Here is a 20125-nt window from a genome sequence, read left to right on the forward strand (position 1 = left end):
ACATGGCTGATTTCGTCGGAGCGCTTGATCAGGGCACGACCAGCACCCGTTTCATGATCTTCGATCACGGGGGGAACGTGGTCGCCCGTCACCAACTGGAGCACCAACAGATCCTTCCGCAGGCCGGCTGGGTGGAGCACAACCCCACCGAGATCTGGGAACGGACCCGCGCGGTCATCCAAACCACCCTCAACAACGCCAACCTCACCTCCACCGACCTGGCCGCGCTCGGCATCACCAACCAACGCGAGACCACCGTGGTATGGAACCGGCGCACCGGCCGCCCCTACCACAACGCCATCGTCTGGCAAGACACCCGCACCGACCGCATCGCCTCCGCCCTGGAACGCCAAGGCAAAGGCGACATCATCCGGCACAAGGCCGGACTCCCCCCCGCCACCTACTTCTCCGGCGCCAAAATCCAATGGATCCTGGACAACATCGAAGGCGTCCGCCACGCCGCCGACACCGGCGAGGCGATCTTCGGCACCACCGACACCTGGACACTGTGGAACCTCACCGGCGGCACCGACGGCGGCATCCACGTCACCGACCCCACCAACGCCAGCCGCACCATGCTGATGAACCTGCACACCCTGGACTGGGACGATGAACTGCTGGCCCTGTTCAACATCCCCCGCGCGATGCTGCCGCAGATCAAACCCTCCTGCGCCCCCGACCCCTACGGCCTGACCCGCCCAGAGGGACCCGTAGGCGGCCAGGTCCCGCTGACCGCCGCACTAGGCGACCAACAAGCCGCCATGGTCGGACAGGTGTGCTTTGCGCCCGGCGAGGCCAAAAACACCTACGGCACCGGCAACTTCCTGCTACTCAACACCGGCCACCAGCCGGTACGCTCCACCAGCGGCCTACTCACCACCGTCTGCTACCAGTTCGGCCACGACAGGCCCGTCTACGCACTGGAAGGATCCATCGCCGTCACCGGATCAGCCGTGCAATGGCTCCGCGACCAACTCGGCATCATCTCCGGCGCCGCCCAAAGCGAATCACTGGCCCGCCAAGTCAACGACAACGGCGGCGTCTACTTCGTCCCCGCCTTCTCCGGCCTGTTCGCCCCCTACTGGCGCTCAGACGCCCGCGGCGCCATCGTCGGACTCTCGCGCTACAACACCAACGCCCACCTGGCCCGCGCCACCCTGGAATCCATCTGCTACCAATCCCGCGACGTCGTCGAAGCCATGCACCACGACTCCGGCGTCACCCTGGACGTCCTCAAAGTCGACGGCGGCGTCACCGCCAACCAACTGTGCATGCAACTACAAGCCGACATCCTCGGCGTCCCGGTCTCCCGCCCCGTCGTCGCCGAAACCACCGCCCTGGGCGCCGCCTACGCCGCCGGACTGGCCACCGGGTTTTGGGCCAGCACCGACGAACTACGCCACAACTGGAACGAAGCCCAACGCTGGCACCCCACCTGGACCCCCGACCAACGCCAGCACGGCTACACCACCTGGAAGAAAGCCGTACAACGCACCCTCGACTGGATCGACGTCGGCTGACCCTCATCGAGTTGCGGCGAGATGTTGTTCTGGAGGTCCTCCTGACAACAACTCGCCGCAACTCCACGGCAGGAGACTTGCAGGTCCACCCATCGGGAGCATGCAGTGACATCCGTAGCCCTCGGACCGCAGTACCGCGCGGACGCCCTGCGCGACCTCGCCGAGACCGAGTTCGACGTCCTGGTGGTCGGCGGCGGTGTCGTCGGTGCCGGTGTCGCTTTGGATGCGATCTCCCGGGGCCTGTCCGTGGCCCTGGTGGAGGCGCGCGACTGGGCGGCCGGGACGTCCGGTCGTTCCAGCAAGCTGATCCACGGCGGGCTGCGCTACTTGGAACGGCGTGACTTCGGCCTGGTCAGGGAGGCGCTGCGGGAACGGGGCCTGCTGCTGCACCGGCTCGCGCCGCATCTGGTGCGGCCCGTGCAGTTCCTGTATCCGCTTCGCGGTCGCGTGTGGGAGCGTGCCTACGTCAGCGCGGGCGTCACCCTGTACGACTCGATGGGGGGCGCCCGGTCACTCCCCCGGCACCGCCAGCTCACCCGGCGGGGTGCCCTCCGGGAGGCTCCGGCGCTGCGTTCGAACGCGCTGGTCGGCGCGATCCAGTACTACGACGCCCAGGTGGACGATGCCCGCTACACGATGATGGTCGCCCGGACGGCCGCGCAGTACGGCGCGCGGGTGGCGACGCGCGCCGAGGTCACCGGGTTCTTGCGCGAGGGCGAGCGGGTGACCGGAGCACGCGTCCTCGACCTGGAGGGCGGCCGGGAGATCGCGGTACGGGCCCGCCGTGTCGTGTGCGCGACCGGGGTGTGGACGGACGGCGCGCAGGCGATGACCGGTGCACGCGCCGCGTTCGGCGTCCAGGCGTCCAAAGGCGTGCACATCGTCGTACCACGTGACCGGATCCCGATGGGCACGGGTCTGATCACCCGCACCGAGCGGAGCGTGCTGTTCATCATCCCTTGGGGACGCCATTGGCTGGTGGGCACGACCGACACTCCCTGGGACGAGGGGCCGGACGAACCTGTCGCCGACCACACCGACATCGGCTACCTGCTGGAACAGGCGAACACCGTGCTGCGCACCCCGCTGACCCGCGCGGACATCGAGGGTGTCTACGCGGGGCTGCGGCCGCTGCTGTCGGGTGAGATCGACGACACGGCCCGGCTGTCGCGCGAGCACGCGGTGGCCGAACCGGTACCGGGCCTCGTCATGGTGACCGGCGGGAAGTTCACGACCTACCGCGTGATGGCGCGGGACGCGGTCGACGCCGTCGCCGAGGGCCTGGACGACTCCGTCCCCGCCTCGGTCACGGCGCGGCTGCCGATCCTCGGCGCGGCCGGTTTCGAGGTGCTGTGGAACGAGCGCCGCCGGCTCGCCTCCGGGTCGGGCCTGCACGTTGCCCGGATCGAGCATCTGCTGCGCCGGTACGGGTCGTGCGCCCGCGAGGTCCTGGACCTGGTCGCCAGGGAACCTGCGCTCGGTGCGCCCGTGCCGGGGGCGGAGGACTACCTGTGCGCGGAGGCCGTCTACGCGGTGACGCACGAGGGCGCGCTACATCTGGAGGATGTCCTGGCCCGCCGGCTGCGTGTGTCGATCGAGGCGTGGGACGGGGGCGTGGCGGCGGCCGCCCGCGTCGCCGACCTGCTCGCGCCCCGGCTGGGCTGGAGCGGCGAGGACGTGGCGGACGAGATCAAGCGGTACGTCCTGCGTGTCAGGTCGGAGCGGCGCGGCGGCCCGGCCGTGGCCGATCCCCCGCTCACGGCCGCCTGACCACCGGGCCCGCCACCCCCGCGTGGGTCATGCGAAGGCGTCGACGCCTGTCAGCTCTGCGGACAGGTCCCAGAGCCGCGCCGCCTCGCCGGGGTCGACCGCGTAGGAGCGGACGCCGCTCAGCGGCCGCTCCGCCCCCTCGGGGCGGCCGACGGTCTCCGGGGCGTCCTCCGGCGTGCGCTCGGCGACGTCGCAGTCCTCGCAGTAGAGCCCTCCCATGCCCGACAATCGCGGTGACGTGGCCGCCCATACACCGGTGGCCGCGCCCTGCTCGGGGGTCTTGAAGCCGGCGCCGATCTGGTTGCCCTGCTCGTCGATCCAGCCGCGCTCGATCTGTTCTTCCCTGGGGACGTGACGCACGAGCGGCGTGAGGATGCTGCCCGGATGCAGGGAGAAGGCCCTCACCGTGTCACGGGCGAGTGCGTCCAGGTGGACCGCGAACAGGATGTTCGCGGTCTTGGCCTGGCCGTAGGCCTCCCACCTGTCATAACCGCGTTCGAAGTGGACGTCGTCCCAGCGCATGCGGGAGAAGTGATGGGCGGCGGAGGAGACCGCGACCACCCGGGCGCCCGGCCTGACCGCCGGCCACAGCCGGTTGACCAGCGCGTAGTGACCGAGGTGGTTGGTCGCGAACTGGGACTCCCAGCCCGGTCCCACCCGGTTTTCGGGGCAGGCCATGACCCCGGCGTTGCCGATGAGCAGGTCGATGCCGCGCCCGCCGGCGAGGAACCGTGCGGCGAACGTCCGGACGCTGTCCAGGTCGGCCAGGTCCACCTCGCCGACTTCGACGCCGGCGATCCCGCCGACGGCGTCCTCGGCGGCCTGCCGCCTCCGCGCGGGCACGACGACGCGGGCGCCCGCGGCGGCCAGCGCGCGGGTGGTCTCCAGTCCGATGCCCGAGTACCCGCCGGTGACGAGGGCGAGCCTCACCGTCAGGTCGATCCCCTTCAGGACCTCCTCCGCGGTGCTGCCCGCGCCGAACTCCGATCCGATCTTGTGTTGAGAGGTCGTCATGAGCCGAACGCTAGGTGCTGGATTTCACTCCAGGTCAAGCGACGGCGCGCTCTCGGCGGTCAGAGGCGTTCGAGGATGGTGACGTTGGCCTGCCCGCCGCCTTCGCACATGGTCTGCAGGCCGTAGCGTCCGCCGGTGCGCTCCAGTTCGTGCAGGAGGGTGGTCATCAGGCGGGCGCCGGTGGCGCCGAGAGGGTGGCCGAGAGCGATGGCGCCGCCGTTGGGGTTGACGGCGGACGGGTCGGCCCCGGTCTCCTTCAGCCAGGCGAGCACCACGGACGCGAACGCCTCGTTGATCTCGACGGTGTCGATGTCGCCGATCGTCATCCCCGTCTTCGTCAGCGCGTACGCGGTGGCGGGGATCGGCGCGGACAGCATCCGGATCGGGTCCTCACCGCGCGCGGAGATGTGGTGGATGCGGGCGCGGGGGGTGAGGCCGTGGTCCTTGACGCCCTGCTCGGACGCGATGAGCAGCGCGGCGGAGCCGTCGGAGATCTGGGACGACAGGGCCGCGGTGAGCCGTCCGCCGTCCACCAGGGCCTTCAGCCGGGCCATCCTCTCGGGCGTCGTGTCGCGGCGGGGGCCCTCGTCGGCGGCGACGCCCTCGAACGGGACGATCTCGCGTTCGAACCGCCCACCGTCGATCGCGGCGATGGCCCGCCGGTGCGACTCGTAGGCGAACGCCTCCATCTCCTCGCGGGAGATGTCCCAGTCCCGGGCGATCATCTCGGCGCCGGCGAACTGCGACACCTCGCCGTCGCCGTAGCGGCGCGCCCAGCCCTTGGAGCCGGCGAAGGGGCCCTCCGTGAAGCCGGAGGGCGCGGCCGCGGTCATCGCCGACCCGATCGGGATCTGCGACATGTTCTGGACGCCGCCGGCGACCACCAGATCGGACGTCCCAGACAGGACGGCCTGCGCCGCGAAGTGGACGGCCTGCTGCGAGGAGCCGCACTGCCGGTCGACCGTGACGCCGGGAACCTCCTCGGGCAGCCCCGCCGCGAGCCAGCAGGTGCGGGCGATGTCCCCGGCCTGCGGCCCGAGGGTGTCCACGCAGCCGAACACCACGTCCTCGACCGCCGCGGGATCGACCCGCGCGCGGTCCATCAGCGCCGACAGCACGTGCGCGCCGAGGTCGGCGGGGTGCACGGCGGCGAGTCCGCCGCCGCGCCGGCCGACCGGTGCGCGGACTGCTTCGACGATGTAGGCATCGGCCATGGGTGTCTCCTCACCTGCCGGGGGTTCAGCTCGCCTGGATCCCCTCCAGGACCAGGGCGAGGTACTGCTTGGCGATGTCCTCGGCCGAGAGCCGCCCGCCGGGCTGGTACCAGTTCGCCGCCACCCACACGGTGTCGCGGATGAACCGGTAGACCAGCGTCCGGTCGAGGTCGGCGCGGAAGGCGCCCTCGGCGACGCCGCGCTCCAGCAACGCCATCCACATCTCCTCGAACCGCCGCCGCGAGTCGAGGAGGTAGCGGAAGCGCTCGGCGTTCGCCAGGTGCTTGGACTCGTTCTGGTAGAGCACGACGGCGGGACGGTGCCGATCGATCGACCGGAACGACTCGACGATGATCGCCTCCAGGGTGTCGCGGGCGCCGAGCTCCGACTCCAGGACGCGGTCGTAGGAGGCCCACATCTCGTCCAGGAACGTCGAGAGGATCTCGTCGGCCATCGATTCCTTGGAGTCGAAGTGGTAGTAGAGGCTGCCGCCGAGGATGCCGGCGGCGTCGGCCACCTTCCGGACGGTGGTGGCGGCGTAGCCCTGGGAGGCGAACACCTCGGCGGCGGTGGCGAGTAGCTCGGCCCGCCGCAGCGCGCGGGCGGCGGCGGTGCCTTCGGCGTCGCGCCGTCGTGGACTCATCGGGTTCCTAAGGGTGCTGGGAGGATACGGAGACGACCTCGCCCGTCATGTACGAGGAGTAGTCGCTGGCCAGAAAGACGATAACGTTGGCCACCTCCCAGGGTTCGGCGTGCCGGCCGAACGCCTCGCGGCGCGTCAGCTCCCCCAGCAGGTCCGCCGAGGTCACCTTCACCAGGTGCGGGTGCATCGCGAGTGACGGCGACACCGCGTTGACGCGGACGCCGAAGTCCGCGGCCTCCAGCGCGGCGCAGCGGGTGAGCGCCATGACCCCGGCCTTGGCGGCGGCATAGTGGGACTGCCCCTTCTGCGCCCGCCAGCCGATCACCGAGGCGTTGTTGACGATCACGCCGGAGCCCCGCTCGCGCATGATCCGCATGGCGGCGCGGGTGCAGCGCATGGTGCCGTTGAGCGTGACGTCTAGCACGCGGGTCCACTGGTCGTCGGTCATGTCTGCGAGGTCGGCGGTGCCGCCGAGCCCGGCGTTGTTGACCGCGACGTCGATCCGCCCGAACCGCTGGAGGGCGAGGTCGTACAGCGCCTGCACCTGCTCCTCGTCGGTGACGTCGCAGGGCAGCGACACGACGCGGCCGTCACCGAACTCCTCGTCCAGTTCCCGCGCGGACGCGGCGAGCCTCCGCTCGTGCGCATCGGAGATGGCGACGCGGCCGCCCTCCTCCAGACAGCGGCGCGCGACGGCACCGCCGATGCCTGCGCCGGCCGCCGCCGTGACGACGACGACGTGGTCCTCCAGCAGCCCGTGGCCGGGAACGTAGGACGGGATCACGGGCGCGCCTCCCGGGGCAACCCGAGCACGCGCCCGGCGATGATGTTCCGCTGGATCTCGTTCGACCCGGCGTAGATGGTGTCGGAGCGGGAGAACAGGAACAGCCGCTGCCAGTCGTTCAGGTCGTAGGGCTCGCCGTCGGCGACCATCCCGGCGGCGCCGAGGACGTCCATGGCCAGCTCCCCCAGTTCGCGATGCCAGGTGCCCCAGACGAGCTTGGAGATCGACGACTCGGGACCGGGCGCGCCGGCCGCGACGCCGGCCATCGTCCGCATCGCGTTCAACCGCATGATCTCCAAGCCCAGGTGGGAGCGGGTGAGCCGGTCGCGCAGCAGCGGGTCACCGAGGGCGCCGGTGCGGCGGGCCAGGCCGATCACCCCGTCCAGCTCGCGGCGGAGGCCGACCTGCTCGCGGCCGGGCCCGCCGAGCCCGCGGGCGTGCGCGAACGGCCCGGACAGGTTGGCCTCCAGCCACGCGCGGATCTCGGCGCGAAACGCCCGGTCCGCGGCGGACTCGCTCTCGTTCACGCGCGAACTCTACCAAACAGTTGTTAGAAACAATCACTCTCCAGCGCCGGTTCCGCGTCCAGCGCCGGAATCCGCTGCGGGGCCGCGTGCTGGGCGCCGGGACGCCGCACACGGGCGGGCGTCTCGCGGACCTCCTCGGGGACGCGCGGCGGGTCGCTGTGCAGGAGGTCGAAGAGCCGGTCCCATCGGGCGAGCACCACGTCCGGACGGAACCGCTGGACGGACGCCCGGGCCTCGCCGCCGAGCGCCCGCCGCAGGTCCGGGTCGTCCATCAGCCGGCCGAGCGCGGCGGCGAACGCGATGGTGTCGCCCCGCCGGACCAGCAGCCCGCTCTCCCCGTCCCCGATCAGGGCGCGGACCCCGGGCGCGCAGTCGAACGCGACCGAGGGCAGCCCGTAGGCCATCGCCTCCATCATCGACATGGGCAGGCCCTCGTCCCGGGACGGCAGCGCGAAGATCGACGCCTCGACCAGCGCCTCCTCGACCTCGATGACGGTCCCCCGGAACTCGACCGACCCCGCCAGCCCGGCGGCCTCGGCCCGCTCCCGCAGCCCGTCCCCCTCCGGCCCGTCTCCGTACACGTGCAGCCGCCAGCCCGGATGATCGGCGACCAGCCGCTCCCACGCCTCCAGCAGCAGGTCGACGCCCTTCTCATGCGACAGGCGGCCCACGCAGGCGACGACCGGCAGATCCAGCGTCGGATGGACGGCGGGCTCGACGTGCAGGGCGTTCGGGATGTGGTCCACGTTGGTCATGCCGTCGCACGCCCAGGCATCGGCGTCCTCGGCGGTGAGCACGAGCAGCCGGTCGGCCCCGGCGAAGTACTCCCTGACGCGCCGGTACCGGGACGACCGCCGGGACGCCGCGTACGACTCGTGGCTCATCCCGACGACACGCAACCCCGGGACGCCCGCCAGCCGGACCCACTCCATCGCCCAAACCTGCGCCACGATCACCACTGCGCCGGGCCGGGCGGCGGCGAACAGCTCGGTCAGGCGGGCCGCGCCGCGCCGTTGGGCCGCGCTCCGGTACAGATCACGGCCGCGCACCACGAGGTTGAGGCGGCGCCACAACCCGATGGGGCGCCACGGCAGGACGGGCGAGTGCCACCGCCTGTGCAGGACCTCCACCGCGTAGGAGCCGTCCCGGTGATGGTGGTGGGGTGTCTCCCCCCGGGTGATACCGACCAGCGTGACGCGGTCGCCCCTGCCGGCCAGCAGCCGGGCCATGTGGTGCGCCCAGCGCTGCACGCCGCCCAGCTCGTCGACGTTGTTGCAGATGATGAAGACGTCACGAGGTGCCGCCACGTCCGCTCCCTTCGGCGAAGTACCGTTCCACCACCGTGCGGGCTGCGGTCCCGCGGTCGTGCTCGCCGAACCGCAGCGCGAACGCCCGGCGCCGGACGGCGTGGGCGTCGCCTGAGGCGTCCAGGCGGGCGAGCGCGGCGACGAGCTCGTCCTCGGTGCGGGTGATCGGGCCGGGGGCGTGCCGGCGGAGGTCGAAGTAGCCGGTGTCGAGGCCGGCCTCGTCCGGCAGGTGCAGGATGATCGGCCGGTCGAGCAGGGCGAAGTCGAACATGATGGACGAGTGGTCGGTCACCAGCGCGTCCGAGAGCAGTAGCAGCGGGGTCACGTCGGGGACGGCGCCGACGTCGCGCATCACGGCGCGGGCGGACGGCGGCAGCGTGGCCTTGCACAGGTAGTGGGGCCGGACGAGCAGCACGAATTCCCCGCCGAGCTCGCGGGCGAACACCGCGGGGTCGATCGGCGGCTCCAGCCCGCGGACCGGACGGCCACCGGGGCCGGTGCGGAACGTCGGCGCGTACAGCACGACGCGGCGGCCATCTCCAAGCCCGAGCGAGCGGCGGAGCGCGGCGACCTCGGCGGCCAGCTCAGGATCACCGCCCATCCCGGTGACCAGGGGGTCGTTGCGCGGGTATCCGGCAGGCAGCAGTTCGGCGCGGACACCGAGGCCCCTCGCCAGGGTGGCGACGTCGTGCTCGGACCGCACCAGGAAGCAGTCGAACCGGCCGACCATGCGCCGCAGCCGGGCCTGCTCGGACCTCGGCGCGCCCTTCAGACCGGGCTGATCCATCCCCATGGGCTTATAGGCCGAGCCATGCCAGGTCTGGATATAGGTGGTCTCGGACCGTTTACGCAGGCCATCCGGATAACCCTGGTCGTCGATCCAGAACCGCGCCCGGGCCAGCGCCAGATAGTAGGCCCATGAGCCCCGCCTGACCAGCGAGGCCTCGGCCGGGAACCCCTTCGCGGACGCCGCATAGGACCACACGGCCCGGACACGCCTGCCGGACCGTCGCAGCTCCCGGTAGACGTACTTGGGGTTGCCGGCGTACCGGGCGCCGAGATGGCTCTCGAAGACCACGAGCCCGCTGCGGACGGGCAGCCGGCTCAGGACTCGATTGAACACGGCGATCTTGGTTTCGCGAGAGGTCAGCCTCTTGCGCGCCGCCCGTTCCAGCTTCCGGACGCCGCGCCAGGCCCGCCGCCCGGCGAGTGCGGTGGCGGCGCGGTGCACGGCCGCCCGCAGTGGCCGGGCCGACGCGCCGTCCGAGTCGAGAATGAAGGCCAGGTGCCCGCCCTCGGTGACATACGAGCGAAGCCGGTCGGCGGCGAGCCGCGTCAGCCGGGGCCGGACCGGGAGCGCGACACCGTCGAGCAAGGGCGATCCCGCCCCCTCACCCAGCCGAGTGATCATCTCCTCGCCGTCCACCCGCACGCGGAGCCGCACGTCCCAGACGGGATCGATGAAGCCGACCGGGCGGACACGGCGCGGATCGAAGTCGGCCGACCAGACCAGCCGGCGGCCCCGGTGCTCGATCCGCGCCCCGGTCCGCAACCTCCTGGACGGTCGCCGCCGATCGGAGAACTCCACAACGGCTCCCAGCTCGGCGTCCGGGCGCACCCGCTCCAGGGGGTTCAGCACATACCCGGACATGTGGGCCTGGTCGCCGCGCATCTCCAGCCGCGTCACCGTGTTGGCGGGGCGCAGTTCCCTGAGCGGCCGCACGTGGAAGCCGAAGTCGGTCACGTCGAGAATGCGGCGGCCCGCCGCCCTGGACGTCCGGACCGCCGTCCCGGGCGGTGAAGCGGCGCCGTTCCCGGACGGGCGACCGCCCCAGAAGATCCGTCCGCCCCGCTCCTCCAGGTGGGCGCGCAGCTCCGGCCGTCCGGTCCGGCCGTACTCGGCCGCCGCCAGTGCCCCGGCGTGGTCACCCTCCATGATCAGGAACGCCGCGATGGCGGGCAGCGGGTGGGCCGTCTCCAGCGTCCTCGGGTCGAGCTCGGCCAGATAGGCGGCCGCCAGGTTGAGGAACCGCGTGCGATGGGCGGGGGCGCGACCGGCCAGTTCGCGAAGGCAGAGCCCCAGGTCGTGGTTGACGAACTTGACGTCCTTGGCCCGCCTCAGGTCGTGGGCACCGCGCAGCGTGAACAGCAGATCGATACGGCGGTGGATCTCCAGCCGGTCGGCGAAGTTGGCCGCGTCGCCGCGCTGGCTGGAGATCGACGGCGCGCGGGCCGACTCCCTCACCAGCCAGTTGTAGACACGGTGGGGGATCAACGCGATCCGTTCGGCCGCGAGGTAGGCCTCCGCGGTGAACAGCAGATCCTCGTAATGGAGCCGCTCGACGAACCGCAGCCCGTGGTCCTCCAGGAATTCCCTGCGATAGGCCTTGTTCGTCGACAAAGTGTCGTAGAGGAGGTTGGGCCTCTCGCTCAGCGACTCGTGCACGGCGCTGTGCCGGTAGAGCCACGGGAACCAGGGGCGGACGCGGTCTTTGCGCCCTTCGGGCACGTTCAGGAAGATCCTGTCGCACCGGCCCGAGACCAGGTCGGCGCCCGTCTCCTCGGCGGCGGAGACGAGGTTGAGGCAGGCATGCCGGTCCAGCAGGTCGTCGCTGTCGAGGAACATCAGGTAGCGGCCGTGCGATCGCTCGATCCCGGTGTTGCGAGGACGACCGCAGCCACCCGAATTGGACGGCAGGTGGACGGCCCGGACCCGTCCCGGATGCGCCGCGGCCAGCAGATCGGCGGCCTGGCCGGTCCCGTCGCTGCTCCCGTCGTCGACGATCACCGTCTCGACGCCGCCCAGCGACTGCGCCAGTGCCGAGGCGACCGCGCGGGGCAGGCGTCGCTCATCGTTGTAGGCGATCACCACCACGCTGACCTCCGGGCGCGCCCGCATGGGCCTCCCCTCCCCCACTCCCCCGTGATGGGGCAGATGTGTCAGGAGGTCTCTTTCCCGGAACATCGCCCGGACGTCCAAGACCACTCAAAGGCCATCCATGATTCGCATTACCTGACATTGAGGAATCACCTGAAGGCACAGCCACATAGCCGGAAGGCGCCCGGCGGGGGACCGGGCGCCTTCCTTGGGGGCGGGCGCCTCGCTGTGGGGGCGGGCGCCCTGGTGTGGGAGTTGGTCAGCGCCGGTAGTCGGGGTAGCCGTAGCCGACGACCTGGGAGGTCTTGCGAACCTTCCGCTTGACGGCGTCGCCGGTGTTGCCCTCGACGGTGTTGATGGTCCCGTCGCCGTTGTCCTTGACGACGAGGCCGACGTGCTGGATGCCGCCGATGCCACCGGAACGGCCGTCCTTCCAGTCGAAGAACACGACCGCGCCGGGCTTGGCAGTGGTGCCCCACCGGTGGGCCTTCTTGAACCAGGTGGCGTGCTGGACGGTGTAGGCGTCCCAGCCCATGTCCTTGACGCCGACCTGCGCGCCGACCCAGGACACGAACATGTTGCACCACTGGGCGCCCTTGTAGTCGGCGACGGCGCCACCGTCGCGCCGGGCGGTCTCGGCCGCGTGAGGGGTGGAGATGTACCACTTGTGGTACTTAGTCCCACCACCCTTGCCCTCGCGGACGCCGACCTGCGACTCGGCCATCTTGATCACTTCGGACGGCTTGACGCGGTGGGGGGCCACCTTGAAGCCCTCCCGGCGGGCCTCGGCCGCAGCCGAGAGCTTGGTGGTCTTCGCGGACTTGCCCGACGAGACGTGCGAGACGGCCGCGGCCTGTGCCGGGGTCTCGGCGGTCGCGCGGTCACCGGAGAGGGGGTTGAACACCGCCAGCCCGACGGCGCCGGCGAGCACCGCGCCGACGGCGACGCCGACGGCCCGATCCTCAGGGCTGAAGCTGGCCAGGGAAAGTCGATCGAAACGACCGGTCATGCGGGAAATCTCCTTGTCTTCCATGGCGCCTACCGGGTTAGCTGACGGATTCGGGCATGGAAGCAGCCCTACGGCGCGCTCTGAGAGCGCCCCGATTCACCCCTGGAACCTGGGTCCCCGGCTCCGTCCGGTCTGGTGACCGGCACGGACTCGGCCTTGCATCACACGAGGCGATGCCTGTTTCGGATTTATCTCAGTGACTGATCTTGAGGGGGGCGCGCATCGTTCTGGCGCGCGTCGCGTGCGGATACCGCTCCGCGACCGACGGCCGCGCTTGGCGCGACCGGCCCAACGCATGGATGGCGTTGATGATTCTGATAGAAGGTACCAACCATCCCAAGAAAAGCAAACCAGGCACAAAGCACTGTCTTGCCTGCTCAAGGGCCTTCCAAGAAACCACCAACGATGTCACCCGGCGAGGTCTTCCCGATCTTTCCCGACGATCTTCTACGCACGCGGACCGCTGCTCAAAAACCCTTATGACATCGGGTTTTTTACCTTGCACTCGGTCGCCCGATTTTACCTTGACGGGGCGGCGCAACGGCAGGGTAAAGAAGGCCTGTGCACCACGGCCAGCCGATCACCGGCGACATTCCCCGAGACCCACATCACACAGGGTCATCAGCCCGTGCGCGATGTGACCTGTGTCACTCCACGCTGATCGCGAACAGGGTCGTGTCGTCGGCCGCACGGTCATGCTCCATCCGCGCCAGCACCTCGTCCAGCACGAGTTCGGGGCCGGACGAGCACTCCTGCAAGATCTTCGTGAGCCGCTCGATCCGCTCGTCCAGGTCGGCGTCCCTGCGCTCCACCAGCCCGTCGGTGTAAAGGAAGACAAGGTCTCCCGACCTCAGCTTGGTCCTGACCGTGGCGTACTCCCAGCCCGGCATCGCACCGAGCATCGGGTCAGGGGCGACCTCCATCGGCGCCGCCCGTCCGTCCCGCACCAGGATCGGCGGCGGATGGCCCGCGCAGGTCCACTCCAGGACCCGGCGCCGGGGCTCGAAGTGGGCGACGACGGCGGTGCCCGTCGCGGGCGGCTGGATATGGCCGACCAGCTCGTTCAGCCAGCCCACCAGCTGGCCCGACGGCGCCCCGGTAGAGGCGAGCCCGAGCAGGCCGTTGCGGGTGCGAGCCATCGCCGCCGCCGCGGGGAGCCCGTGTCCGGCGGCGTCCCCGATCGCGAACAGCGCCCGCCCGTCCAGCATCGCCCGGGTCGCGAACCAGTCTCCACCGATACGGGCGGTGCTCTCGGCGGCCAGGCTGCGCAGAGCGACCCGCAGCCCCGGCAGCTCCTCCAGTTCGTGCTCGTCCGGCAGGATGGCACGGCGCAGCGTCACCGCCACACGCCGCTCCTGCGCCGTCTGCGCCCGCTGCTCCAGCATCTGCCTGCGCGTCTCGGCCAGCGCCCGCTCGACACCCCGCCGCCGGGTGATGTCCTGCGAGACGATGTTGATCGAGACCGGCAGCCCCGAGGCGTCCAGCACCGGCTCGGCGAACACCCACAGGTGCCGCGCCGTCCCGTCCTGGCCGATGACGCGGTGCTCGGCCTCCACCGGCTCCCGGCGGGAGAACAGCGTCTGCACCGCCTCCTCCACCAGCGGCAGGTCGTCGTCCGCCACGACCTTCGGCAGGTCGTGCGGCATCGGCGGCACCTCGTCGGGCAGCAGGCCGTAGTTGGCCAGCATCTGTGGGGTCCAGTCCGCCTCACCGGTCGCGAGATCCCACTCGCCGAAACCGAGCAGGGCGAGCCGCTCGACCCGCTCCAGTCGGCGCGCCTGCCGGTCCTCGTCCCGGTGGTAGCGCCAGGTCACGCACACGCCGGTGGGCACCGCCACGCATCGAACGCTCATCCGGGACGTCCGCGACAGCCCGCCCTGGGCGGTGGAGTGGGTCATCGACCCGCGGTCCAGCGGCGTCCCCGTCTCCATCACCTCCACATAGGCGTCGAACAGCCCGCTCAGCACGGTCCCCGGGTCGGTCTGCACCAGCCGCAGCCCCGTCAACTCCTCCGCGCCCCGGCCGAACAGGTCGCGTGCGACGTCGTTGAGCTCGGCGTACAGGAAGTCCACGACGTCCCCGTCCTGGTCGCGGACCGGGACCAGGTGCGCCGCGCCGTCCAGCGCCCCGTCCAGGACGGCTCTGGCCGCCGGATCCGCGGGCAGCTTCGCGATGATCTCGGCGTCCCCGGCGGTGTCCTCGGCCCGGACGCGGCGCAGCACGTCCTCCGCCTTCGACACCACGGCCTGCCGCGTCCCGGCGGCCTCGGCGCGAGGCGCCCGGCGGCCCGCCACGACCGCTCCCATCGGCCCCACGCCGGTCTCCTCATCGCGGACGCCGACCACCAGCCCGGCTGCCTCGGCCAACTCGATGTCCAGGTCCCGCGCCAGCCAGATGAGGTGCTGGAGAGCCTCCCCCGGCGGGACGCCCAACCGCCGCGCCAGCACGACCCGGGCCTCGGACAGCACCGCACGGTCATGCGCGGCGCCCCGCAGGTCCTCCAGGTCCGGCACAGCGGCGTGCATTCCCGGCGGCGCGGGCGTTCCCGCCGCCGGAGCAGCCGACGTGCCCTCAGCTTCCGCCACCCAGTCCCCCCATTCGGCGTGACATGGCCCCGGGAGTGAAAGCTACATACGCGGAGGAAGGGCCATTCGCACCCCTCGCGTAAGCAGGCCCTATCTTTACCCCAGTTTTCCGTTTGGCCCGGAGACGACCGGTTCCGGTGACCCTTCCCCGAAACATCCCAGCCACACAGGGTGACCCACGTCACATGCCCAGTCCACTTCCCCGGATTGGATCGCGACACCGCCCCTTGCCCGTCCCTAGCGTGGAACCATGCACGACGACCTGGACCGGCTGCCCGGCCTGCTCTCGCGCCACGCCGCCGGCCTCCTGGCCACCCTCGACGACCGTCCGGCCGCAGTCCCGGCCGGCGCACCGCGCCCCCGACGCCCGCTGCCCGACCCCGCCGGCCTCGACGGTGCGCTGGCGGAGTTCGCCGAACGTTGGGAACCGGGCTTCTCCGGGAGCGCCGGGCCCCGCTATCTCGGCTTCGTCACCGGCGGCGTCACCCCCGCGTCCCTCGCCGGGGACTGGCTGACCGGCCTCCTCGACCAGAACCCGACTTCCCGGCTCGACTCTTCGGCACCCGACCTCGAACGCGAGACCGCCGGCTGGCTCGCCGAGATCCTCGGCCTCCCGTCCCACACCGGCCTGTTCGTGTCCGGCGCGACCATGTCGAACACCACCGGACTCGCCATCGCCCGCGAGTGGCTAGGCGAACACGCGGGGATCTCCGTGGCGGACGAGGGCGTCGCCGCCCTCGGTAAGATCACCGTCCTGTCGGCCGAGCCGCACTCCAGCGTCTACAAGGCGCTCTCCATGCTCGGCATCGGCCGCAAACAACTGCGGACCTTCCCGTCCCTCCCCGGCCGCGAGGCGGCCGACATCGCCGCCCTCGACGAGGCCCTCACCGCCCTGGACGGCCGTCCCGCCATCGTCGTCGCCAACGCCGGCACCGTGAACACCGTCGACTTCGACGACCTCGAAGCGATCTCCGCCCTGCGTGAACGCCACCCCTTCTGGCTCCACGTGGACGCCGCGTTCGGTGCGTTCGCGGCCCTCTCCCCCGCCCACGCCGACCTCGTCACAGCCCTGGATGACGCCGACTCCGTCTGCGTGGACCTCCACAAGTGGCTGAACGTCCCGTACGACTCCGCCGTCCAGTTCACCCGTCGCCCGGACCTCCAACTCCGCGTCTTCCAGAACAGCGCGCCCTACCTCGGCGCCCCCAGCGCCGACCCCCTCCACCTGACGCCCGAGAACTCCCGCCGCCTCCGCGCCCTCCCCGCCTGGTTCACCCTCCGCGCCTACGGGCGCGACGGCCACCGCGCCATCGTCGAACGCAACATCGCCCAGGCCCACCGCCTCGGCGAACTCCTGCAGAACACCCCAGGCTGGCGCCTACTGGCCCCCGTCCGCCTGAACGTGGTCTGCTTCGCCCACGAGACCCGCACCCCCGAAGAGATCATCAAGGCCGCCGCGGCCGAGGTGTTCGTCACCCCGACGACCCTCTGGGACACCCCGGGCCTCCGCGCCGCCTTCAGCAACTGGCGCACGTCCGACGACGATGTGGAACGCGCCTACCAGGCACTCCTACAGTGAACCCATGCAAGAAACGATCACGTATCTGGAGATGACCAGCCCAGACGACCTGGTTCCCGCCCGCCCTGCGGCCGTCACGCTGGAGCCGGCCGGCCCGTCCCTCACCCGAGACCTCACCCTCCGCGTCGGTACCCCCTACCAGTGGGTCAGCAGCGCATGGTCCGATGATCAATGGGACGACTACCTCTCGCGTCCCCATCACTCCTGGGCCATCACAGCGACCGAGCCAGCCGGCCTGGCCCGCTACGCCGTCGAGGACGACGAGGTCGAGATCACCACCTTCGGCCTGCTCCCCGAATGGATCGGCCGGGGCATCGGCGGCCACGCGCTGACCCTCACGATCCGCAAGGCCTGGGAACTGGCACCCGCCACCCGCAGGGTCTGGCTGCACACCTCCACCCTCGACCACCCCCACGCCCTGCCGAACTACCAGAAGCGCGGCCTGCGTCCCTACCGCACCGAAGCCCGGTAGACCTGCCGCGTCAACGCCGTCAGCCGCGCCGACGCCGCCTGGAACGACGTGCCCGCCGGCTGCAGCGTCAGCACGACCACGATCCGGTCCCCCACGATCCCCGTCGTGTGCAGCACCGGCCGCCCGATCCCCAGCCCAGGCGCCGACGCCGGCCGCATGTTCCCGTTGCACGGCACCGCGGGAACGTCCCCGAACCCCGACCACCCTTGCTTCACGGCCCACGGCCGCTCCAGCGCCCTCGGAATCCCGAACGTCTGGTCGAACCCGTCCTTCCCGCACGGCGTGGACTTCCGCAACTGCCCGACCACGAACTCCCGATGCTCCTTGGGCGCCCTCTCAAGCAGGTACCGGTACGTCCGCACGACGTCCTCGGCACTGAGCGCCGTATACCCCCAGAACCCGGGCTTGTGCCTCGGCGGCGGCGCCGTCTCCGTCAGCCCCAACCGCGAGACCATCCGTCCGATGACGGCCGCCCGGCCGCCCCGTCGCCAGAACTCGGTGGCCGCCTTGTCGTCGCTGGACCGCAACATCGACTCCAACAGGGCCCGGTCCCCGGCCGACACCTCGTGCTCCCGCAGGTAGTCCAGCGCCAGCAGAACCTTCACCACCGAAGCAGACCGAAACGTCCACCGCGCCCCGCGCTGCAGGACGACCCGCCCCCGCTTCCGATCGAACACCACGTAGGCGGCCCGCACCCCCGCGGGCACCCGCACCCGAGGCACCGGCGCCCGGCTGGTCACCCGAGGACTCCCCCCAGCCGTCGGCCCCCTGGAAGCCGTCTCCACCGGAGCAGCTCCCCCGGACGACCCGCACCCGCACACCAGAGCTCCGACCACCAAGGCCGCCCCGGCCCGCGCCACCAAAGTCACCACCAGGCATGCCTACCAGACCCGCCGGAACCCGGTACGCACTCGCCCGCAGACTGCGCTACAGTAATCACGCCTGCTCCGCCAGGCACCGGGACGTAGCGCAGTTTGGCAGCGCACTTGACTGGGGGTCAAGGGGTCGTGGGTTCAAATCCCGCCGTCCCGACAGCAGCTCAGAGGCCGATTCCGATCATTTCGGAACCGGCCTCTTTTGGTGCTGAGTGACTAATTGAGTGACTACGTGCCCTGGCCAGCGCCGGGGAAGATCCGGTCCATGGAGGTCGCGCCGTCTTCGATCACGGGTCTGATCTGGAGCCGGTAGACCGTCTCGGTGACCGCCGTCCCGCTGTGGCCACGCAGACGGGCAATGTCCTCGATCGCCATCCCATCATCGGACAGCAGCGAAACGAAGCTGTGCCGCATCTCGCGGGGCGTCCACTCCCCCGCCGGTAGGCCGGCCTTCGCCAGGATGCGCCGGAAACCTCGACGCACGTTGTGCGAGTCCAGCGCCGTACCGACACGAGAGGCGAACACCAGGCCGTGTTCCTGCCACGCATTACCGGCCACCAGCCTGGTGCGCGTCTGTGCGTCCCGATGGGCTCGGAGCGCTCCGACACACCGCGCAGGGAGCGCCAGCATGCGCCGGGACTTGCGCATCTTGGTGTCCCCGCCAGCCGAAAACACCCGCGAGGAGTCAAGGCGGCGTTAGCGTGGGACATGAAGGCCTCCTGTTGACGGAGCGGTTCCTAGGCAGCTCCACTCCAAAATCGGAGGCCTTCACCCGTCACACACATTCACACGTGTCGTCACACAACCTCAACCAACCTCCCTGGGCAGTCACCTAACGACCCGGTGTCGGCGTACCCCTGAACGCGCAGAGGCGTGTTCGGCTCGGCGTACACAGCATTGGGGATGCCGCCGAGCGCAGCGTGAGGGCGTGGAGCCCCGTCAGCCGGCATCGCCGAGGACCTCGTGCAGCTTGCGCGCGAATGCCTCGGGCTGCCCGGGGTAGCCGAACTCGCCGCCGGCGAAGCCTCCGTGATGGCTCGGGAACACCGTCGCCTGCTGGCCGAGCAGGTCGGCCAACGCCACCGAGGTACGTGCGGTGAAGGTGCCCGACGACTCCTCACCCACTGCGATCACGACTCGCGTCGGTGCCGCGGTGAGCGCGTCGACGTCGGGACGGTAGCCGCTGACCGCCCACGACCGGTCGGACAACAGCGGATCGTCACGTGATCCGTCGTCCTCGGCCGGCATTCCGAACGCGGCGGGCTCCGGCGCGGGCTGGGCGAAGTAGGCGTCGGTGAACTCACCCTGCCACGACGTCATCATGATGAAGGCCGCCATCCCGGCGTTCGAGCCCTTGGCCTGGTAGACATCCCGGATACCGGCCCGAGCGCGCTCGGCGGCCCGGGCGTCCGGGAGCACCGCGATGAGCGGCGGCTCATGCGCGACCAAGGTGGTCACGTCATCGGGGTAGGCCGTCACGAGGGCGAGCGAGGTCACCGCACCGCCGCTGCTGGCGAACATCTCGACCGGGCCCGCGCCGAGCGCCTCGATGACCGCGTGCACGTCGGCGGCCTGGGTCTCGGGCGCGTGATCGACCCGGCCGTCCTTGCGGGCGCTGCGGCCGATGCCGCGCGGGTCGTAGGTGATCACCGTGCGCTCGGGGAAGTGTGACACCAGTGTGCTGAAGCCGCTTGCGTCCATAGGCTGGCCGATCATGAACAGCACCGGGCGTCCGTCGTTCGTCGGCAGCGGGCCGTGGACGTCGTAGACGAGATCGGCCTCGGGAGTCTGGAGTGTCTGCGTAGTCATGCCCATAGTGACCCCTTCCACGTCGAAAACTCATCGGCCCCTGCGCCGGCAACGTCCCGGCTCCAACGATCGTGTCTCCTCCGGAGGCTGAACGCGTCTTCCCTGCTCCGCTCCGATGCGCGGTCCATGAAAGAACTGT

The 20125-nt window shown here is 70.9% G+C and carries 16 protein-coding genes, 1 tRNA gene and 1 riboswitch; of the genes, 5 read left to right on the forward strand and 12 right to left on the reverse strand.

Translation table 11 applies throughout. The features are described 5' to 3' along the window. The first annotated feature begins 2 nt into the window (after window positions 1-2). Both glpK and AMA02S_RS25290 read left to right on the forward strand, forming a co-directional pair. Window positions 3-1520, forward strand: a complete 1518-nt coding sequence (gene glpK, locus AMA02S_RS25285; RefSeq protein ID WP_067462074.1) for a glycerol kinase GlpK — start codon at window positions 3-5, stop codon at window positions 1518-1520. A gap of 105 nt (window positions 1521-1625) precedes the next feature. Next, window positions 1626-3290, forward strand: a complete 1665-nt coding sequence (locus AMA02S_RS25290; protein ID WP_067462076.1) for a glycerol-3-phosphate dehydrogenase/oxidase — start codon at window positions 1626-1628, stop codon at window positions 3288-3290. 27 nt (window positions 3291-3317) lie between these two features. On the opposite strand, the gene AMA02S_RS25295 is transcribed toward AMA02S_RS25290, so the two are convergent. From AMA02S_RS25295 to AMA02S_RS44750, 9 genes are all read right to left on the reverse strand, one after another. After that, on the reverse strand, window positions 3318-4304 hold the full coding sequence (locus tag AMA02S_RS25295) for an SDR family NAD(P)-dependent oxidoreductase (RefSeq protein WP_067462080.1): 987 nt from the start codon (window positions 4302-4304) through the stop codon (window positions 3318-3320). A 59-nt stretch (window positions 4305-4363) separates the two neighbouring features. Further along, the gene (locus tag AMA02S_RS25300) at window positions 4364-5518 is read right to left on the reverse strand and encodes an acetyl-CoA C-acetyltransferase (RefSeq protein WP_067462082.1); all 1155 of its coding nucleotides are present in this window, start codon (window positions 5516-5518) and stop codon (window positions 4364-4366) included. Window positions 5519-5543: 25 nt separating this feature from the next. Further along, window positions 5544-6161 carry a TetR/AcrR family transcriptional regulator gene (locus AMA02S_RS25305; protein WP_067462084.1) on the reverse strand — a complete coding sequence of 206 codons (618 nt, stop codon included), beginning with the start codon at window positions 6159-6161 and terminating at the stop codon, window positions 5544-5546. Between the two features lie 7 nt (window positions 6162-6168). Further along, entirely contained in the window at window positions 6169-6945 is a 777-nt protein-coding gene (locus tag AMA02S_RS25310) for an SDR family oxidoreductase (protein WP_067462087.1), read from the reverse strand. Then, window positions 6942-7472, reverse strand: coding sequence for an acyl-CoA dehydrogenase family protein (locus AMA02S_RS25315; RefSeq protein ID WP_369688407.1), 531 nt, complete (start codon window positions 7470-7472; stop codon window positions 6942-6944). Before AMA02S_RS25315 ends, AMA02S_RS25310 begins: the two co-directional genes overlap by 4 nt. Window positions 7473-7495: 23 nt before the next feature. After that, on the reverse strand, window positions 7496-8779 hold the full coding sequence (locus AMA02S_RS25320; protein ID WP_067462090.1) for a glycosyltransferase: 1284 nt from the start codon (window positions 8777-8779) through the stop codon (window positions 7496-7498). Then, window positions 8763-11678 carry a bifunctional glycosyltransferase/CDP-glycerol:glycerophosphate glycerophosphotransferase gene (locus tag AMA02S_RS25325; RefSeq protein ID WP_067462093.1) on the reverse strand — a complete coding sequence of 972 codons (2916 nt, stop codon included), beginning with the start codon at window positions 11676-11678 and terminating at the stop codon, window positions 8763-8765. Before AMA02S_RS25325 ends, AMA02S_RS25320 begins: the two co-directional genes overlap by 17 nt. 238 nt (window positions 11679-11916) lie before the next feature. Beyond that, on the reverse strand, window positions 11917-12666 hold the full coding sequence (locus AMA02S_RS25330) for a CHAP domain-containing protein (RefSeq protein WP_084265578.1): 750 nt from the start codon (window positions 12664-12666) through the stop codon (window positions 11917-11919). Window positions 12667-12677: 11 nt separating this feature from the next. Beyond that, a riboswitch (cyclic di-AMP (ydaO/yuaA leader) is annotated at window positions 12678-12832 on the reverse strand. A gap of 481 nt (window positions 12833-13313) precedes the next feature. Further along, a complete protein-coding gene (locus tag AMA02S_RS44750) occupies window positions 13314-15251 on the reverse strand; it encodes a SpoIIE family protein phosphatase (protein WP_281181917.1) in 1938 nt (645 codons plus the stop codon). 250 nt (window positions 15252-15501) lie between these two features. Here AMA02S_RS44750 and AMA02S_RS25340 point away from each other — a divergent pair, with 250 nt between their 5' ends. Together AMA02S_RS25340 and AMA02S_RS25345 are read left to right on the forward strand one after the other, a co-directional pair. Then, a complete protein-coding gene (locus AMA02S_RS25340) occupies window positions 15502-16830 on the forward strand; it encodes a pyridoxal phosphate-dependent decarboxylase family protein (RefSeq protein ID WP_067462099.1) in 1329 nt (442 codons plus the stop codon). A gap of 4 nt (window positions 16831-16834) precedes the next feature. Further along, a complete protein-coding gene (locus tag AMA02S_RS25345; RefSeq protein WP_067462102.1) occupies window positions 16835-17302 on the forward strand; it encodes a GNAT family N-acetyltransferase in 468 nt (155 codons plus the stop codon). Here AMA02S_RS25345 and AMA02S_RS25350 read toward each other — a convergent pair. Then, on the reverse strand, window positions 17281-18042 hold the full coding sequence (locus AMA02S_RS25350; RefSeq protein WP_067462105.1) for a hypothetical protein: 762 nt from the start codon (window positions 18040-18042) through the stop codon (window positions 17281-17283). The genes AMA02S_RS25345 and AMA02S_RS25350 overlap by 22 nt on opposite strands. A gap of 218 nt (window positions 18043-18260) precedes the next feature. Between AMA02S_RS25350 and AMA02S_RS25355 the strand changes: the two genes are divergently transcribed. After that, a tRNA-Pro gene (locus AMA02S_RS25355) sits at window positions 18261-18334 on the forward strand. Between the two features lie 71 nt (window positions 18335-18405). On the opposite strand, the gene AMA02S_RS25360 is transcribed toward AMA02S_RS25355, so the two are convergent. Beyond that, the gene (locus AMA02S_RS25360; protein ID WP_084265604.1) at window positions 18406-18825 is read right to left on the reverse strand and encodes a tyrosine-type recombinase/integrase; all 420 of its coding nucleotides are present in this window, start codon (window positions 18823-18825) and stop codon (window positions 18406-18408) included. Window positions 18826-19116: 291 nt separating this feature from the next. Next, the gene (locus AMA02S_RS25365; RefSeq protein ID WP_067462439.1) at window positions 19117-19986 is read right to left on the reverse strand and encodes an alpha/beta fold hydrolase; all 870 of its coding nucleotides are present in this window, start codon (window positions 19984-19986) and stop codon (window positions 19117-19119) included. Between the last annotated feature and the right edge of the window lie 139 nt (window positions 19987-20125).

Origin of the sequence: Actinomadura macra NBRC 14102, from assembly GCF_001552215.1 — a bacterium.
In the GTDB taxonomy this organism is placed as follows: domain Bacteria; phylum Actinomycetota; class Actinomycetes; order Streptosporangiales; family Streptosporangiaceae; genus Spirillospora; species Spirillospora macra.

What these genes read in the sequence shown, in the direction of transcription:
- AMA02S_RS25305 (WP_067462084.1), bottom strand. Translation starts at nt 6,161, where the DNA reads ATGAGTCCACGACGGCGCGACGCCGAAGGCACCGCCGCCGCCCGCGCG.
- AMA02S_RS25360 (WP_084265604.1), bottom strand. Translation starts at nt 18,825, where the DNA reads ATGCGCAAGTCCCGGCGCATGCTGGCGCTCCCTGCGCGGTGTGTCGGA.
- AMA02S_RS25340 (WP_067462099.1), top strand. Translation starts at nt 15,502, where the DNA reads ATGCACGACGACCTGGACCGGCTGCCCGGCCTGCTCTCGCGCCACGCC.
- AMA02S_RS25300 (WP_067462082.1), bottom strand. Translation starts at nt 5,518, where the DNA reads ATGGCCGATGCCTACATCGTCGAAGCAGTCCGCGCACCGGTCGGCCGG.
- AMA02S_RS25330 (WP_084265578.1), bottom strand. Translation starts at nt 12,666, where the DNA reads ATGACCGGTCGTTTCGATCGACTTTCCCTGGCCAGCTTCAGCCCTGAG.
- AMA02S_RS25325 (WP_067462093.1), bottom strand. Translation starts at nt 11,678, where the DNA reads ATGCGGGCGCGCCCGGAGGTCAGCGTGGTGGTGATCGCCTACAACGAT.
- AMA02S_RS25295 (WP_067462080.1), bottom strand. Translation starts at nt 4,304, where the DNA reads ATGACGACCTCTCAACACAAGATCGGATCGGAGTTCGGCGCGGGCAGC.
- AMA02S_RS25345 (WP_067462102.1), top strand. Translation starts at nt 16,835, where the DNA reads ATGCAAGAAACGATCACGTATCTGGAGATGACCAGCCCAGACGACCTG.
- AMA02S_RS25365 (WP_067462439.1), bottom strand. Translation starts at nt 19,986, where the DNA reads ATGACTACGCAGACACTCCAGACTCCCGAGGCCGATCTCGTCTACGAC.
- glpK (WP_067462074.1), top strand. Translation starts at nt 3, where the DNA reads ATGGCTGATTTCGTCGGAGCGCTTGATCAGGGCACGACCAGCACCCGT.